The sequence below is a fragment of the Cytobacillus sp. EB106-05-05-XG126 genome, from assembly GCF_058791715.1.
The window spans coordinates 235177-253038 of record NZ_JBYTDU010000001.1 but is presented as its reverse complement, the minus strand read 5'-3'; the positions used below and the strand labels follow the sequence as shown (position 1 = coordinate 253038).

Here is a 17862-nt window from a genome sequence, read left to right as displayed (position 1 = left end):
GTTCAGACTCATCATTAGAAAAACCTGACCGCTGTGTCCGAAGTTGCTTCAGGTTCAGACTCTACATTGGAAAAACCTGACCGCTGTGTCCGAAGTTGCTTCAGGTTCGGACTCCACATTGGAAAAACCTGGTCGTTGTGTCCGAAGTTGCTTCAGGTTCGGACTCATCCTAGAAAAACCTGACCGCTGTGTCCGAAGTTGCTCCAGGTTCAGACTCAACATTGGAAAAACCTGATCCCTGTGTCCGAAGTTGCCCAGGGTCAGATTTAAAAAAATTAGACAAGCTTTTTTTCACACTAGTCCCACTTTATTCATATATTATAGTGTCGACGTGTATAAAATCTGTCCATTTTATTCAAAATAAGGAAAAAATGGCTGAGGTGAAAAAAATGGGATTATTGAATGCCTTTAATGAATGGCGCGAAATGAGATATCAGAATCATGTCAATCGCATGAAGGAAGAAAACAAGTGTCCGGACTGTTACGGCAGGGGTTTTTCACTTTATCCGGGGAATGAATTCGCTTATCATGCTAATCAATTTGACTGCCAGGGCTGCAATGGAACCGGACTGTATTCAGAATGGAATAGCTTATCATAATGAAAGGCCATGATCCAGTGGGGATCATGGCCTTATTTTGAACTTATGCTAATGTCTTATTCGACTCAAATTCTTCTTTAACCCTTTTTAAAAGCTCCTTATTTGTTAACACTTCATACCCGGTAAGTGCCATTGCCTTAGCACCAAGAATCATGGCTTCTCTGGCCTGCTCACTCATTGCAGCTTCACGGAATTCATGTGTATGGCAGGCATAAGCCTCATTTGTAATTTTAATATAGGGATGAATGGAAGGTGCTGCCTGGCTGACATTTCCCATGTCCAGTGAACCTGAGCCATCCTTTTGCTCCATTATTTCTTCCTCATTGACACCTAGGGAAATCAGTTCCTTATTAAATGCTTCTGATAAAGGACTGTTCGTAACCATATCGTCATAAGAGAATTCATAAAAGGACCACTTCATTTCTGCACCAGTCTGCAGAGCTGCCCCTTCAGCACATTTTTTGACCTTTTCTACTAATTCATTTACATATTCACGTTTTGCAGCACGAACATAAAATTGGGCAACCGCATAATCCGGAACAACGTTTGCCGCTTTGCCCCCTTCTGTGATAATCCCATGAATCCTGGCATCAGGCTTGATATGCTGGCGCAAGGCATTTATGCTGCTGAAGGTTTGAAGAACAGCATCCAGCGCATTTATTCCCAAATGCGGGCTGGCAGCTGCGTGTGCTGACTTTCCAAAAAACTCAAACTGGATCGCATCCATCGCCAGAGATGAACCGCTCTTCACATAATTGTCGAGGGGATGAACCATAATCGCTGCATCCAAAGCGTCAAAAATACCCGCTTCGGCCATGGTCACCTTGCCGCCCTTTGTCTCCTCTGCAGGCGTGCCAAAGACAATGACTTTTCCTCCTGTTTCATGAATCACTTTGCTCAGTCCAATTCCGGCAGCAATCCCCATTGTCCCAATAAGATTATGGCCGCATGCATGCCCAACTTCAGGCAATGCATCATATTCAGACATATATCCAACTACAGGCCCTTCTTTCCCGCTGTCAAAAGTAGCCGTGAAAGCAGTCGGCAAACCGCAAGTGCCAATTTCCACGGTAAAACCATGCTTCTTAAGCTCCTCTGTCAATACTTTGCATGCCTTGTACTCTTCATGCCCCAGTTCGGGATTCTCGCCTATGTAAGTGCTTATTCTATTAAAATCATCTTGAAGTTCATCGATTTGGTTAATAATGAGATTTTTTCCCATATATCTGCTCTCCTAATCCGTCAATCTATATATTTATTCATATATAATTATAATAATACATTTCAATACTATTTTACAGCACCAATTATTTCGTTATTTTCTCCAAAGGCCGTTCAACGATCAGTGCATCCTCCCAATCCTTGCAGACATCCACCCAGGCTTTGGCATCTGAATATGTATTGATTTCATCAGGAGTCAGTTCAATAGCGGAATTGCTGCTTCCGCATGCAGGGAAAAGGGTTTCGAATCTGTTCATAGATTCATCCAGATAGACTTCCAGGTCATTCTTCAGACCAAATGGACACACCCCGCCAACAGCATGGCCGGTCTGTTCGAGAACTTCTTCCGCTGAAAGCATACGGGCTTTAAATCCGAACGTTTTCCGGAACTTCTTGTTGTCAATTTTCGCGTCGCCTGCTGCCACCACAAGAATTGCTTCGTCCCCATTACCCCTGAAGGAAAGCGTCTTGGCAATTTGTGCAGAGCAGACACCGATTGTTTCAGCAGCCTGTTCCACTGTTGCGCTTGAAGAATCAAACTCCATTACATCCTGTTCCCTGTCCCATTTCTTAAAATGGGCTTTCACACTTTCAATTGACACTCCATCTCACCCTTCCCCTTTGTTAAAATGTTATATATATTCATTATGTATACTTTATAGTTGTCTATTTTAACATATTATCTGAGCCTGTCACCGTGATAATACTCTTTTATCAGAAGATTTGCATTTGCTCTTATTGGTTCCTTGCACTAATATAAATTTATATTAAAAACACAGATTTAAAGAAGGATTTTTTATGAAACAGACTATTCCATATAAATTTATAGGAGGACGCATTGCCAAAACCGGACTGGCTGTTTTTATAACAGCTTTTATTTGTCATATGCTGAATTGGCCAGCCATGTTTGCTGTAATTACGGCCATCGTTACCATTGAGCCCACTGTTGCGGACTCCATCCGGAAAGCATATGTCAGGTTTCCGGCGGCTGCCATTGGTGCTGGATTTGCTGTATTATTTACGTTCATTTTCGGGGACAGCCCTTACAGTTATGCTTCCGTTTCGCTTGCGACAATCATCGTCTGCCATAAGCTGAAGCTTCATGACGGGATGCTGGTGGCTACTTTGACTGGTGTTGCTATGATTTCTACCGTTCATGATCATTATTTGTCGTCTTTTTTCATTCGATTGGGGACTACCACAACCGGTATTGTCGTTTCCACGGCAGTTAACTTTTTTGTCATGCCTCCCAATTACTCAAAATCAATCATAAAAAACATACATGCCTTATACAGAGGTTCCGGTGACATTTTACTTAAAAGAGGCATTGAGATTTTTAATTCACAGGAATCTGATAGGAATGTCCGCTCTGATTTTCAAAGACTTATAAAAGATATCGATAAGACCGAAACATTATGCCACTATCAAAAAGCTGAATACAGATATCATCGATTCAGCCGTGAGGATATGCGCGACTTTCATTATGAATATAAGAAACTGACCATCTTAAGGCAAATCACCTATCACACGGGAAACTTGATCTTTCTGGCGCCTGGCCGGCTGGACATTGAGAAGAGCAGGAAGAAGTTTGCCTTGTCAGTCCTTGAGGATTTAAAAGACAGTCTGTATGATCCGGGCTTTCTTATTTCAGAAACCCAGCGGGAAAAAATCAGCCTGGTAACACAATGGTTTATTGAGCAAAAACAGCTGGACCCTGCAGGCGGTTTAAAACCGCGCACACACCACCATGTCCAGCCTGAAACAGCCATTCTCTATGAAATTCTCTCTATCCATGACTTAATTGAGGAATTAAATCAAATTCAAATTATGGAAGTTAAACACCGGAAGCTTTTAAAAGCCCCATTGAAGCAGGTGGCCAAAAGGCGGGAAACAGGCATGAATGAATAAAGGAAGACCGGGAATTCAAATCCCGGTCTTTTTCAATCAGGAAGGTATACTAGCTTTATCGAGTAAATATCCTGCTATTATTCTCTTTAATACATCACGGTCCATCTGGAGCATGGGAACCCCTGCATCTGCAAGCAGCTTTTCCGTATTATCTGATGGGAAATCAATGGTCCGCTGGAAATAACTGTGGAAAATGCTCATTGAATCATGAAAAGCCTTTTCCTCACTTGTCATTTCTGTAGAGTCTCCAGGGACACACATCTCCAATTGCGGAAAATCCAATACCTCTTTTACTATTTCATACACATCTGATTGCAGAGGCGGGTTAGGGTTTGTAATATTGTAAATCCCGCCACTCTCTGCATGAATCAAGGCGGCATGCAGTGTATCTATCACATAATTCACCGGCACGAAATTCTGGGCCACTTCAGGATCCAGATAGATTCTGCAGGTTTGGCCGTTTGGTTTCCGCAGGGACCGTTTTTTTAAGATCTTAATGCCTTTTAAAAATCCGTATAAACCGAAGTTTGTATCAGCTTCACCTGTTCTGGAATCTCCGATGATAATCCCGGGCCGGAGAATAACAATATCCAATTTATCCCGGAATGTATATACCAGGTGCTCTGCCTCGCATTTGGAAGCTTCATAGGGATTTACAAAATGTCTGTCGGCTGAATAAAGAGCCTCCGCCCCCTCAGTCTCTGTCCCAACCGTATAAGCGGTACTGATATATAAAACCTTAGGACAATTTATTTCCAAAGCAAGCTTCAGAACATTTTCTGTTCCACTCACATTCACTTCGAAAGTCTTTTCCCGATCTCTTTCATCAAATGACAGAAGTGCTGCACTATGGTATAAGGCATCTATCTTTCCTTTTAATAAACCCACAAGTTCTCTATTTAATCCAAGATGTTTTTCTGTAACATCGCCTTCCAATATATGAATCTGCTTGGAAAAGCCGCTTCCTTCGCTTTGCATGAAGGCATCCAGCCGCTTTCTGCTTCTGACTAGTAAATAAAGTTCATGACCCTGTTCCAAAAGCTTTAATGAAAGCTTTTTCCCCAAAAATCCGTTTGCACCCGTAATAAGTATATTCAAAAAAGAATCACAGCCTTTCTATCTGACATCCCTTTTAAAAACTTTAGCGGGAAATCCAATTAAAAGCAATGGAAAAACATTTACTAAACAGCAGAAGCGCCTGGTTTCCCCAGGCGCCTTTTTAGGATAAGTATTTTTGTTTTCTCACATTCTTTTCATCCCTTTCACAGACATTCTGAAAAGGACAGGCTGGACACTCATTCAAATTATACAAATCCGTAAACTGCTTTGTGTCTTCGAGAAGCGACTTCATCATCTGCAAATAGTTTAATCCCGCTTCAAGGCTATCTTTATTAGGATTGAATACGTGCCTCTCACCATCCATTAAAGTGACGACTTCAATTCTGGACGGTCTTATTCCAAATACCATTTCTGAAAAAACCACTGTTAAATGACAATAAAGCTCAAGCATTTGCTTGTCAGCATCCACCAAGAATTTCTTCACTATAAAAGAATCCTGATGCCACTCCGCGACATCAAAAGTTAATGAAAGATCTGTATTCAGCTCTTTAAGATTCATTTTAAATTTTTCATACAAAAACAGCGGCTGGGCTATTTCAGATTCACTGCTTAAGTTTCTCATTAAACCATCTGTTACTGCTGCTGCAGCCATATAATATTGGAGTTGGGAATCAAACATGCGCAGCTCCAGCCTTCCCCAATATTGTTCGATCAGCATCAAAACATTTGCAGGTGTCCGATGGCTTTGCGGCAGCTGAAAATAAGATGAAACGACTTTATTAATAATATGCTGAATGGCCTGACGCCAGCCAAGGGGATGTTTTTTCTTTTCAATATGAGTGTAATAGAATCTATAAGGACACCGGATAAAGTCCGTTAAATTCTGGTCAGTCATTGTTCGTACGGATACTTGAGGGCTATTAGTCAAATCCTCGCCTCCTTCAAATAAAAACTATGTATGAAAACGATTATCATTTATGTCTATTTTAATTGATAATGATTATCAAAATCAATATATTTTAAAAAATATATAAAAAACACCTCCAGTTTGATAAGGGATTCCGATTAGGGAGGGAAAACCTTAAATCACACCCAAATTAGCATCCGTAATAGCAGTGTAAATAACACTGTATTTACCACAAAAAACCCAGACCTAAATGGATCTGGGTTTTTTGTGGCATGAACTTCTTATTTAGTTAATGCCCCCATTAGTTGAAGAAGAAGTTTTATTTAATTCTTTTGTTGCTTTTTCATATACATCTCTTTTAGTACATCTGGTCCAATTTATTTATTAGTTCATCTGCACATTTATCGCTTGCAAAGTCATCCTTTCCGTCTTTTTCCTTTTCCAAATAAGCGGCGGTCATCATTTCAATGCTTTATTCGCTATAAGGGCTAGCATCAGAAAATGCAGATTTACTACGTAAAGGAAGTTAAAAAGATATAAATCTAATTTTTCAGATTAGATGAGAAATTAGGTTTTTTCATTAATAGAAAAAGACTTATAAATATTTATCACTAATCACTTTCATATGGTGTAACTCGTGCCCGGCAATGCCATATGCAATGGTACCTACCGAAACGGAGCTGTTCATTACAGTTCCATTACGAACCCATGCTGCATCATCAATGGTTGAAATAAGACTTAACGTGTTGGAGCGTACCGTGTCTAAACCAGCCAGTAACTGCTCCCAGGATAATTTGTTGAAGTTTGCCACAGAAACGTATTGATCCTGTTCCATTGCAGGGAGTGATGCACTTTCATTTCGTGCAATGGCAAGCATTCGATACGACATCACACGTTCCGAGTCGGTCATATGTCCAATCACTTCTTTTAAAGTCCATTTCCCAGGTGCGTACGCCTTCCTTGCTGACTCCTCTGATACGCTGCTTAAGAGGGTAACGGTCTTAGTTCGTTGCTTACTAAGTATTTCTTCAATATCTCCATCTGGAACCAGACTAACATACCTATCATGCTCAGGGTTTTCAATACATAATGGTCGTGAACGCACTAGAATCCTCCTCATCGGGATAGTTAATTATGGTTCTAAAATATTCGACTGTCAGAAGATATTTCCTTTATTTTTGATCTATATTTAATTCATTACTGCAAAATAATTGCAAATCAAACAACTTTATTATCTCTAAATAACTGATTTATACAGTTAACATAATACAGATGATAATGAATTAATTCACTTTTTATTCCACTAACCTGCCCGTCAATGGAATACCCAATATTTAGTATCACACAATTTCTTCCTAGAGGCTCTACTCAAGGACAGGTTGCGGATTAACACGTCATTTAGCAACTAATGGACACCTCATTTTTTGGTGTACAATAATTATGGTACGCTTGATAATTAAGATACTAATATGAAGTGCTAATTCGCCACAAAATTAAATGAAACATTGTTATAACAACAAAAATAGCAGGTCTAATTCATAAGCGAATTAGACCTGCTATTTTTATTGCTATTTGTCAATTTCTCTCCCCAAACGGAACCACTCACCAGTTTGAAGGCGTATTCTTATTTACCTGCTTATTTTTCAAAAGGATAAATCAATTCTTTGTCCAGCCCAATTTGTTCAAAGAAGTGATCATGTATGAATTGCCTGATTTCCATAAGTTCTAAACCTGTTGGAAAAGCAGAAACATTAATGGCCGGCAGGTGTCCTATCAGCTTGGATGGGCGAATAAGCTCAGTAGATATGACTAAATCAAACTCCTCATATTCAGAAATTAAATCCACGCTTGATGAATCAAGGGTTGATATAGCAAGCTGGTTTCCAAAATGGTATTTTAGCACTTCCCTGATATAATCTTTTTCATAATATGTCCTGCATACCAGTGCAGCCTGTATGATATGCTTATTCTTCCTTCTCAGAACAGCAGCCTGGAATAGAGTAAAAATCTCAAGTACATCCAATTTATTAAAAACAAGGGGGATTTTCGAGAATGTTTCGACCCCCAGATTCTCTAATGTTTTTAATAGCGGGTTCGTCTCATAATACGGAAGATGCTGAAGCAGTGAGCTATGCAGTGTTTCCGTGTTAAATTCTTTCCCCAGATAGATCCTTTTAAAGGTCTGGTAAATGTGAAATAAGAAGATATCATCATCTGTCAGATTGAAGCCTGCGATGTTTGAAAGGCGTTCTAAGTAGACTGAAAAAGGATGTTCCCTTTCGCCTATCCTCCTCCTGCGCAGATAACGCAGATGCTGCGCCCGATTCGTCGGCCTTTCCTCGCTCATCACATAAACGGCAAAGAACAGGATCTCCTGAAGCTGTGTTTCCCTGGATGGAATTTTGGCTTTAGCTATAAAATGCACAAGGTCTTTGGCAGCGAGGAAATATTTGCTTTCTTTATATGCATCCAGAAATGCTTTTGGAAAGGATACAAAATATCCCATGGACATACGCAGGTTTGAAATATAGATAACCATTTTGAGGCGTTGAAAGGCTCCTGTCCGGAGAGTCATCGAATGGCCTGATGTTACCTCAATCAATGCCTGATGAAACCCGCCGGAGTGCAGCCAATCCTTCTCAGCTTCAGGTCTAAAGCTCATAAGATCTAAATATTGCATGAGAAAACGCCTGATATTTCTTTCATCACCAACCACTTTGAAAGGACTGGGAGTTAAAGAAAGCCGTGATTCTTTCAGCACTTCCTGCAGCTTCTCGATGTGGCGGTATGCGGTCGAACGGCTTATATGCACCTTGTTGGAAATTTGAGAAATGTCAATTCCATCACTCATTAGAATCAGCTTTAACGTATGGAAATACGTATTTTTTTCGCGAATTTCTCTTAAGATGCTCTCCAGCGTGCCGCTTTCAGGCTTTTTCAGCATAACGCCTAGGGTTTCATGCTTTACGAGATTCCAATCCTCCGGCAGAATCGTCTCCAGGAATTCGAGATCACGCCATATCGTGCTTTTGGAAAAGCCTGTTCGTTCTGCCAGCTGCGCTAAGCTGATCCAATTATTTTCACTGAGCAAATGAAAGATCAAATCTGAGTAGCGTTTATAAAACCTATTCATGTTATCACCTATCTTTTCAGGCTCTTCCCATTTATCGCAGTCTAACGGGCAGTAAGACCCCCACCTCAAGACTCAGAGGAATCAATGGAGGGTAAGTGGGGGTCAAACAGCCCTTAAAGGCCCGATTGGTTCAACTAACAATCAGTGGGGGATAAGGAAAACCCCCACTGATTGAAGTTTCACTTTATCTTTTCTATTAACGTCAATGCTTACTCATTCTAAATTGAAGCACAACTATAAAAAGACATGCTCTGGAGAACATGCCTTTTTAAAAAATCCGCGCGCATTTTTAATTCTAACCTATTCTAACCCAACCTCTTTTAATCGCCAGTAATACTGCCTGAGTCCGATCATGTACCTTTATCTTTCTCAGAATGCTGCTGACATGATTTTTAACTGTCTTATCGCTTATAAAAAGAATCTTACTGATATCAGTATTGCTATTGCCATCTGCCAGCAGCTGCAGCACCTCACATTCGCGTCGCGTCAATATATGCAGTGGACGCTGATAGCTTTGATAGGAGACATAATTGCCGACTGAATTTAATTCTGTAAGTCTCCTATATTCCTTAATAATACTTTTCGTTACCTTCGGATCCAGATAACTTCCGCCGCCGGCAACAACCCTGATTGCTTCAATCAGCCCTTTTGCGCCAATATCTTTGATCAGGTATCCGGCAGCACCATTCTGCAGCACCCGGGTGACATAATGTTCATCATCATAAAAAGATAAAATAATGGTTTTGCTTTTCGATTTGTTTTCAATCAGCTTATCCGTTGCTTTGATGCCATCCATATTTGGCATATTGATATCCATAACGATGACATCCGGCTTAAAAACCTTATCAATTTTGAGAGCATCACGGCCATCTTCCCCTTCAGCAACTACTTCCATACCCTCTTCCATTTCCAGTATTCGTTTAACCCCTTCTCTGTAAAGCTTATGATCATCTATAATCGCAATTTTCAGTACCATTTCCTGTTCACCTGCTCAGTTGTATTCTGAACCAAAAGATCTATAAAACCTATTTTACAAAAGTATTTTAAAAGCACAGTTTCAAATATGAGGTTCGCTGTTTCATAATAGGAATTTTCCTGCTGCTTCCTGACACCCAGCAAATAATCTGAATTTTATGGTATGATCGATTTACTATAAGGAAGGAGTATTCTGATATGAACTCTTACAGCAGTACCTTAAATGGTGTTTTTCCATCTGTCTGCTCCTTGGATTGCCCGGATCAATGCGGCCTTCTGGTACATAAAAAAGAAGGAAAAATCGTTAAGATTGAAGGAGACCCCAATCATCCCGTCACACAGGGGAATATATGCAACAAGGTCCGCAGCATGCCTTCAAGGATTTATGATCGGAATCGGCTCAAGTATCCAATGAAGCGTGCCGGGGCAAAAGGTGAAGGGCAATTTGTACAGATTGGATGGAAAGAAGCTATAGACACGATAACATCCAGATGGAAGGACCTAATTGCCGAAAACGGCCCTGAGAGCATCCTGCCATACAGTTTCTATGGTAATATGGGCAGATTAAGCGCAGAAGGAATGGACCGCCGTTTCTTCCATAAACTCGGAGCATCCCGTCTAGACAGGACGATTTGCCAATCTGCCGGTACAGCAGGATATGCGTATACAATGGGAGGCAGCTTTGGGATTGACCCGGAGGATACCATCCATTCAAAGCTCATTATTTTATGGGGCATTAATGCAGTCAGCACAAACATGCATCAAATGATTCTCGCCCAGAAAGCAAGGAAAAACGGTGCGAAAATCGTTGTAATTGATGTCCATAAAAACCAGACCGGGAAAATGGCCGACTGGTTTATACCCATTACACCCGGCACCGATACTGCTCTGGCACTTAGTATCATGCATGTTCTGTTTGCAGAAAATTTAGTGGATGAGGCCTTTCTCGAGGAGTTTACGATTGGCCATCAGGAACTTCGCGAACATGTGAAGCAATATGACCCTGAAACAGCAGCCGGCATAACAGGTGTGCCGAAAGAGGATATTATCAAATTAGCCCGTATGTATGGAGAAACTTCCCCAGCTTTTATCCGTATCGGCAACGGGCCACAGCATCATGACAATGGAGGAATGTGCATCCGCACCATCGCATGTCTTCCTGCCATTACAGGACAATGGCTCATAAGGGGCGGCGGAGCCATCAAGGGAAACTCCGGCTATCTTGCTTTTAATACTGGAGCTCTTCAAAGGCCTGATCTCCTGCACAAAAAGAATACACGCATTGTTAATATGAATCGGATTGGTTCTGCATTGCTTGAACTGGAAAAACCGATTAAATCTATGTATGTCTATGGAAGCAACCCTGCTGTTGTGGCACCGGAAGGGAATAAAGTCCGGCAAGGGCTGCAAAGGGAGGATTTGTTCCTTGTGGTCCATGATCTGTTCTTAACCGAAACGGCTAAATATGCTGATATTGTGCTTCCGGCGTCTTCTTCTTTTGAAAATACGGATATATATTCATCGTATTGGCATCACTACATGCAAATACAGGAGCCAGTCATTGAACCTTACGGCGAGTCAAAGTCAAATGTCGAAGTGTTTCGGCTTCTTGCAGAAGGAATGGGCTATCATGATGCGGTATTTTATGAAACGGAAGAAGAAATGATTAATGCCGCATTGGATTTTCCAGCTAACCCTTTCATTGAAGAAATCAATGCTGAATCCCTAAGGAAAAACAAGTTTATCAAAGCGAGGGTAAAACCGCTGTTTCCCGGCAGGCTCCCCACGCCAAGCGGAAAAATTGAATTATATTCGCAGAGAATGAAAGATGATGGACATCCTCCTTTGCCTACCTATATACAGCTGAAGGAAGACGACACCTTCCCGTTTTTATTTGTGCCTGCACCCAATCATAACTTTTTGAATTCAACCTTTTCACATAATGAAAAACATGCAGCTATGGAGAAGGAGCCCCGCATTCACTTGAATAGTAAGGATGCGAAGAATGCTGGTATTGAGGATGGTGAGATAGTCCGCATTTGGAATGAGCGCGGAGAATGCGAACTCAAAGCGGCTGTTGGGGAGCTTGTCCTTCCAGGCACGGCAGTTTCTCAGGGAATCTGGGCAGATATTCCGGGAACCAAACATTTGGTCAATTCGCTGACACCGGACCGTCTTTCCGATATGGGCGGCGGTGCCGTGTTCTTTTCAGGCCGGGTAAACCTTTCGAAAATCATAATAGAATAACCCCTGCAAAAATGCAGGGGTTTTTGTATGCTATGAAGCATTGTTAGTCTTAAAATTAAGATCATCTATGTATGAATCCATATCCGCTTTGTTCTTTAATACAACGACCTTTTTTCCTTCTGCAGCAAACCTGTCAAGCCGCTCAGCCATTTTCTTTTTACGGAGTTCGTATGTTGTCACAATGAATTTAATAAACTTCCAGTCCATTTTCTCCGTGCACCCGGCAGCCATATCTGGCCGGGTTTTGCCAAGATTGGTCACCCACCTTTTTAATACCCTGTACAGACAGAGATACAGGGGAATTTCCAGATATATGACTGTATCACATGCCGCTGCCCTGATTTCAAAAGTATTGCTGTAATTGCCTTCAATAATCCACTGCTTTTTTTTTACTATTTCACGCTGTGCATCCGAAAATTCCTGAAGCTCCCTTTCCACCCAGCCGGGCTTCCAGTATAAAACATCAAGATGATGAACCTCAATGCCTGTTTTCTCGCCCAATTTTCTGGCGAAGGTTGATTTTCCTGCGCCTGCTGAAGTCCCAATCACCATCACTCTTTTCAAATAATCACCTTCCTATCTGATTTAATTCGCTCTTTTTCGAAAAAGAATAATAAATGCTTTAGAGGAAAAAATATCTATCATATTCATTAATCTTACGATGGAGGCAATTCAATGCAAAAAAATAAGACACGGCTAACGGCAGCTGAAATTGCGTCTTTGTGGACTTCCTATATGAATGACAGCATGGCTAAGTGCATTTTAGGGTTTATGATTAAAGACCTGGAGGATAAAGAAATTAAGGGAGCAGTCCAATTTGCATATGATTTGTCCGTCGCTCATTTAAAAAAACTTCTAAAGTTCTTTCAGCAGAGTGAGCTGCCGCTTCCTGATGGTTTTTCAGAAAACGATGTAAATATGTCTGCACCATGGCTTTTTTCTGACATCTTCTGTTTAACATATATAAATCATATGGCCCGGACTGGTCTTATTTCTTATGGCGGCTTTCTGTCCATGAGCACAAGAGAAGATATTTGTGAATACTTTACAAATGGGCTTCAGGAAACTGCCGTTCTATTTAATAAGTCAAACAAGATTGCCATCAGCAAAGGACTGCTGGCGAGGCACCCTTATATTGAAACACCTCCTGTCACTGAATATATAGACAGTAAAAGTTATTTAAGCGGGCTGAATCCTCTGTCCAATAAAAGGCCGTTAAATGCTATAGAAATCTCCCATTTGTATATGAATGTCATGACCAATGCCATTGGGGTAAACCTTAGCCTCAGTTTTGCTCAGACTTCAACTGTTAAAGAGGTTTCGGATTTTATGCTTAGGGGTGCAGGAATAGCCAATAAACATATTAAAATCTTTACAGAAATACTGCTGCAAAATGATATACCCACCCCCCGTCTGCCTGATGTCAGTGTGAGCAATTCGGTTACACAGACTTTTTCAGATAAGCTGATGATGTTCCATATGAGTTTAATTAGCGCGGCGGGAACCGGTAATTATGCTACGGCTGCAGCTGCGAGCCAGCGCAGCGACCTCGCCATGAATTATGAACGTTTATCCATTGAAATTGCCAAATATGCGAAGACCGGTGCAGACATTATGATCAAACATCATTGGATGGAAAAGCCACCCGGTACTAAAGACAGAAAAAAATTGGCACAGAATAAAAACAGCTATTGAAGGATTAGAAAAAGAGCTGCCCCTGCTCTTTTTCAATTCTTTAATTTTTCTCTCTTCGCCCCAAATCAATCAGCTGTCATATATCTGTCTCACTTTATAAATTCGCTTAATTACATTCAACATCTGTGCTTATATTCCCTCTTTAAAAGCCAAAGTTATTCTTACTTAAAAATTCATCCTAATAAGTGCTATAATATGTAAGTATTTTAAATAGAGGGGCATGATTATATGGCATTAACGAAGAAAAAACGTGTAGTAAAAGAGATAAAACAGCTAATCATGATCACGATAGGTGCGATGATTGCAGCAGCAGGACTTGAGTTTTTCCTCGTTCCGAACAGCATCCTTGATGGCGGTGTTATTGGTCTATCCATAATTGCCGCAGAGCTGACCGGGATGACCATGAGTATATTTTTAATCCTTCTTAACCTCCCATTTCTTTATATTGGCTACCGCAAAATAGGAATGAAATTCACGATACATACCTTATTCGGAGTAATTGTTTTATCCGCAAGTACAGCATATCTCCATCATTTTGAGCCTGTTACAGATGATTTATTTCTGGCAACAGTCATTGGAGCAGTCATTCTGGGAACAGGGGTTGGCCTTGTGATCAGAACTGGCGGAGCTTTGGATGGATCAGAGATTATCGCCATCCTGGTCAGCAAGAAGCGTCCGGTATCTGTCGGCCAATTTATCATGATTGTCAACGTATTTATCTTTATACTTGCAGCTTTCCTCGTTTTCAGCTGGGAAACAGCCATGTACTCCATTATCACCTATTATATTGCTTACAAAATGATTGATATCGTTGTAGAAGGTATAGAAGAGCTGAAGTCGGTTACAATCATTTCTGATGTGCCTGAAGAAATTTCAGCCGAGCTCCAAAAGCAATTGGGACGCGGAATGACTTATATTCAGGGCCAGGGTGTTTTTACCGGAGAGCCTAAGAAGATCATCTATACAATTGTAACAAGAATTGAGTTATCCACGCTCCGTTCCATTGTGGAAGATATTGATCCCGGGGCATTAGTGGCTATTGAAAATATTGCCGATGTCAGCGGCAGCAATTTTGATAAAGGTACAGCGCACTAATAAGAAAAGCGCAAGCGCCTTGCCCACGAAGGAACGCAGACTAAGAACGCCACGTCCTCCCAAAAGCTGCCGCTTTCGGTCGTGCGATGTATCGCTGCCGTAGCTTTCCTTGTCCTGTGGCAACGTCTGCATGACCCGCATCCTCCCAAAAGCTGTCGCTTTTGGTCGTGCGATGTTTATGCTGACGAAGTCTTCCTTTTCCTGCGGGCCTCAGGCATAAGACGGTTCCTGTAAGAAGGCGTTTTTCCTTCTGAAAGGAAACGGCTTATGACCCTGAGTCCCTAGGAGCCGAAACAAGACAAGCTTGTGACCTCGAGGGGGTAGGCGCTCCTACTAAAAGCTAACGCTTTTAGCCGTGCGATGATATGCTGTCGAAGCGTTCCTTGTGGAGCTAGGCAGTAATCGACGTTCAAAAATTATATACTTTCTTATCTTTTAAAAAAAGCAGCCTCCTCACACATTCATCAGTGCGGGAAACTGCTTTTTTGTTATATGAACAGCAGCAGGCTGAGTGCCATGACGGCCATCCCTGCCACAAGACCATAAATGGAGGTATGAGCTTCATCATACTTCTTGGCAGCCGGCAATAATTCATCAAGCGAAATGAACACCATTATTCCGGCAACTGCGGCAAAAATGATACCAAACATGACATCGTTTAAATATGGCATTAAAATCAAGTAGGCCACTATTGCGCCAATCGGCTCTGACAGTCCTGATAAAAATGAGAGTTTAAAAGCCTTCTTCTTGCTTCCTGTGGCATAATAGACAGGAACTGAGACAGCAATCCCCTCTGGTATATTATGAATGGCAATGGCCGCCGCAATGGCGATTCCAAGCGAAGGATCCTGGAGTGCAGAAGTAAATGTTGCAATTCCTTCCGGGAAGTTATGAATCGCAATCGCCAATGCCGCAAAGGTCCCCATTTTTAAGAGTGCCGGATCCTTGACGGTGTTTCCGGAATCATTCATTTCTTCAACTGTCCTCACTTCATGGGGATTATCCTTTTTAGGAATAAACCGGTCAATTATTGCAATAAGGAGGATCCCCCCAAAAAAACCTCCAACAGTTGCCCAGTTTCCGCTTACTTGACCTAATGCTCCTACAAGTGCATCTTTGGCTTTTACAAAGATTTCAATCATGGAGACATAAATCATCACTCCTGCGGAAAAGCCAAGTGCCAATGATAAAAACTTCGTATTCGTTCTAGAAGTAAAAAAAGCCATTAAACTGCCAATACCTGTCGCTAAGCCGGCAAACAAAGTAAGACCTAATGCAAATAATACTTCCTGCGACATTTCACTCTCTCCTTTTTCTCTATTGCCAAAAAGTTTCTCCAGGGCAACTTTTGCGTTAAAAAAATATATATGCCAAATTACTATAAGTATATGCGCCTAACTTAAAAAGTTTACTTTGGTAAACATTTTATCTCCAACCCAAACCAAAAGCAATAAAAAAGGACTATTCGATTATTTTTTCTTCAATATTATAAGAAGGATTGAGGAAAATGTGCATAAAAAAAACAAAAACCTTCGCCCTTTAAGCAGCGAAGGATCATTCCCAGACTCGTTTTGATTTGAAAAGTTCCTGAAGGTACCCCCATACAGATATGGGTGACATGATCATTTGATAGAACAGGATAAACGTAAAGAATCCTAAAATATTCTTTCTGACTTTCAGATTCAGATTTTTAAACACATAATGCTTTTGATACATGTACAAGATTCCGTAGCTTAACATGGTAAGCGGCAGCACAAACAAGGTCATCGGGCCAACTATCCAGAAGTAGCCGAAGAACGCAAGCATTAATCCGGGAATCCAGAAAAAAGTATACACCATATCCAGATATGGCATAACCAGGTTAACACCTGTTAGATATTTTGTGTATATTTGCGGCTGATTCCATGGCTTGATTTCATTCAGGCCTTCAATCATTCCCCTTGCCCACCTTGATCTTTGCTTTGCAAAGTGGGGTAACGTAGAAGGAACATCTGTAAAAGCTGCAGCCAGCGGCTCAAAATATACTTTCCATTCCTTCTGAAGCAGCCTCCAAGTCAATACAATATCTTCGCCAATGGCATCTGGCCAGCCATTTACCTGGCGGACGGAGTCAGTTTTGTATAAACTGAAAGCCCCCTGTGCAACCAGTGTTCCCTGATATAACCCCTGCAGTCTTTTTATTGAGGCTATACCCAGGTAATAGTCCCACTCCTGTGTTTTCGTCAAAATGTTTTCCCGGCTATTGCGTACAAGCATCGAGCCCGCCACCGCACACACCTCTTCAGGACTGCTTTCCATGCGTGATACTAAAAAGCGGACAGCTGAAGGGTGCAGCAGGGTATCTGCATCAAGTGTGATAACATATTCTGTTGTCACATGCTGAAGGCCTTTATTTAATGCATGGAATTTCCCGGTCTTTGGTTCCTTCAAAATATCAATCGTAAGGTTAAGCTCTTTTTGTGCTCTTACTATTTCAAGGTGAGTATTGTCTGTAGAACGATTGTCTATAACGATGACCTTAATCTTCCCATGATAGTCCTGGCCAGCCACATAGCTTAACGTTTGAAAGATTGTTTTTTCTTCATTGAAGGCGGCTACCAGCAATGTCACTTCCTTATCAGGATCCGGATTCTTAAAAGATGGCTGCCTGTCCAAAAGCAGGCTCATCACCAGAAAGGCATTCATATAGCCCGGTACATAGGCAATACCCCCAATAATAAGAATGCTGATCGGGAGTGTGACAATGTCTGATAGATCCTTCAGCCAGGGCAATGATAGATATATAGAAAAAGCCATCCATAATAGAGAAATCAGGTGACTTATGACAAATTTCTTATTTATGGATAAATAAACTTTATTTCTCCTGCGTTTTATGAACGGATCTGCAGGGATGGAACTCGGCTCCATAGGTTCACCCTCAATGAATATAGTTAATTAAAAAATATAGTATTTTATCATTCAAGTAACCTGGTAATTTATACTATGCAGAATATCTCCTTTTTTGATTGCCAGCCATGGCTCGC

Annotated in this window: 15 protein-coding genes; 5 read left to right on the top strand and 10 right to left on the bottom strand. The window is 41.2% G+C overall.

The features are described 5' to 3' along the window. Window positions 1–389: 389 nt before the first annotated feature. Window positions 390–599, top strand: coding sequence for a hypothetical protein (locus AC3WTL_RS01255; protein ID WP_035329519.1), 210 nt, complete (start codon window positions 390–392; stop codon window positions 597–599). Window positions 600–642: 43 nt separating this feature from the next. Here AC3WTL_RS01255 and AC3WTL_RS01250 read toward each other — a convergent pair whose 3' ends face one another. Beyond that, the gene (locus tag AC3WTL_RS01250; RefSeq protein ID WP_263599525.1) at window positions 643–1821 is read right to left on the bottom strand and encodes a M20 family metallopeptidase; all 1179 of its coding nucleotides are present in this window, start codon (window positions 1819–1821) and stop codon (window positions 643–645) included. Between the two features lie 85 nt (window positions 1822–1906). Further along, entirely contained in the window at window positions 1907–2422 is a 516-nt protein-coding gene (locus AC3WTL_RS01245) for a YbaK/EbsC family protein (RefSeq protein ID WP_492368809.1), read from the bottom strand. 196 nt (window positions 2423–2618) lie between these two features. Between AC3WTL_RS01245 and AC3WTL_RS01240 the strand changes: the two genes are divergently transcribed. Further along, window positions 2619–3728, top strand: coding sequence for an aromatic acid exporter family protein (locus tag AC3WTL_RS01240; protein ID WP_222499692.1), 1110 nt, complete (start codon window positions 2619–2621; stop codon window positions 3726–3728). Window positions 3729–3764: 36 nt separating this feature from the next. Here AC3WTL_RS01240 and AC3WTL_RS01235 read toward each other — a convergent pair whose 3' ends face one another. The 5 genes from AC3WTL_RS01235 to AC3WTL_RS01215 form a co-directional block, all read right to left on the bottom strand. After that, entirely contained in the window at window positions 3765–4826 is a 1062-nt protein-coding gene (locus AC3WTL_RS01235) for an SDR family oxidoreductase (RefSeq protein ID WP_492368808.1), read from the bottom strand. A gap of 121 nt (window positions 4827–4947) precedes the next feature. Beyond that, window positions 4948–5715, bottom strand: a complete 768-nt coding sequence (locus AC3WTL_RS01230; protein WP_492368807.1) for a hypothetical protein — start codon at window positions 5713–5715, stop codon at window positions 4948–4950. A gap of 574 nt (window positions 5716–6289) precedes the next feature. After that, window positions 6290–6799, bottom strand: a complete 510-nt coding sequence (locus AC3WTL_RS01225) for a DinB family protein (protein ID WP_492368806.1) — start codon at window positions 6797–6799, stop codon at window positions 6290–6292. Window positions 6800–7330: 531 nt separating this feature from the next. Beyond that, window positions 7331–8827 carry an AcpB/EbpR/MafR family transcriptional regulator gene (locus AC3WTL_RS01220; protein ID WP_492368805.1) on the bottom strand — a complete coding sequence of 499 codons (1497 nt, stop codon included), beginning with the start codon at window positions 8825–8827 and terminating at the stop codon, window positions 7331–7333. Window positions 8828–9122: 295 nt separating this feature from the next. Continuing rightward, window positions 9123–9803, bottom strand: coding sequence for a response regulator (locus AC3WTL_RS01215; RefSeq protein WP_492368804.1), 681 nt, complete (start codon window positions 9801–9803; stop codon window positions 9123–9125). Between the two features lie 197 nt (window positions 9804–10000). Between AC3WTL_RS01215 and AC3WTL_RS01210 the strand changes: the two genes are divergently transcribed. After that, window positions 10001–12049 carry a molybdopterin-containing oxidoreductase family protein gene (locus AC3WTL_RS01210; protein ID WP_492368803.1) on the top strand — a complete coding sequence of 683 codons (2049 nt, stop codon included), beginning with the start codon at window positions 10001–10003 and terminating at the stop codon, window positions 12047–12049. 30 nt (window positions 12050–12079) lie between these two features. Here AC3WTL_RS01210 and AC3WTL_RS01205 read toward each other — a convergent pair whose 3' ends face one another. Continuing rightward, window positions 12080–12613, bottom strand: coding sequence for a P-loop NTPase family protein (locus AC3WTL_RS01205; protein ID WP_263599519.1), 534 nt, complete (start codon window positions 12611–12613; stop codon window positions 12080–12082). Window positions 12614–12724: 111 nt separating this feature from the next. Here AC3WTL_RS01205 and AC3WTL_RS01200 point away from each other — a divergent pair, with 111 nt between their 5' ends. Together AC3WTL_RS01200 and AC3WTL_RS01195 are read left to right on the top strand one after the other, a co-directional pair. Further along, a complete protein-coding gene (locus AC3WTL_RS01200) occupies window positions 12725–13744 on the top strand; it encodes a DUF3231 family protein (RefSeq protein ID WP_492368802.1) in 1020 nt (339 codons plus the stop codon). A gap of 228 nt (window positions 13745–13972) precedes the next feature. Beyond that, window positions 13973–14839: a YitT family protein gene (locus AC3WTL_RS01195; protein ID WP_248348046.1), complete on the top strand. Its 867-nt coding sequence runs from the start codon at window positions 13973–13975 to the stop codon at window positions 14837–14839. 488 nt (window positions 14840–15327) lie between these two features. Here the strand turns inward: AC3WTL_RS01195 and zupT are convergent, their stop codons facing one another. Continuing rightward, entirely contained in the window at window positions 15328–16137 is an 810-nt protein-coding gene (zupT, locus tag AC3WTL_RS01190) for a zinc transporter ZupT (RefSeq protein ID WP_197249398.1), read from the bottom strand. Between the two features lie 256 nt (window positions 16138–16393). Then, on the bottom strand, window positions 16394–17746 hold the full coding sequence (locus AC3WTL_RS01185; RefSeq protein WP_252219019.1) for a glycosyltransferase family 2 protein: 1353 nt from the start codon (window positions 17744–17746) through the stop codon (window positions 16394–16396). Window positions 17747–17862 lie beyond the last annotated feature (116 nt).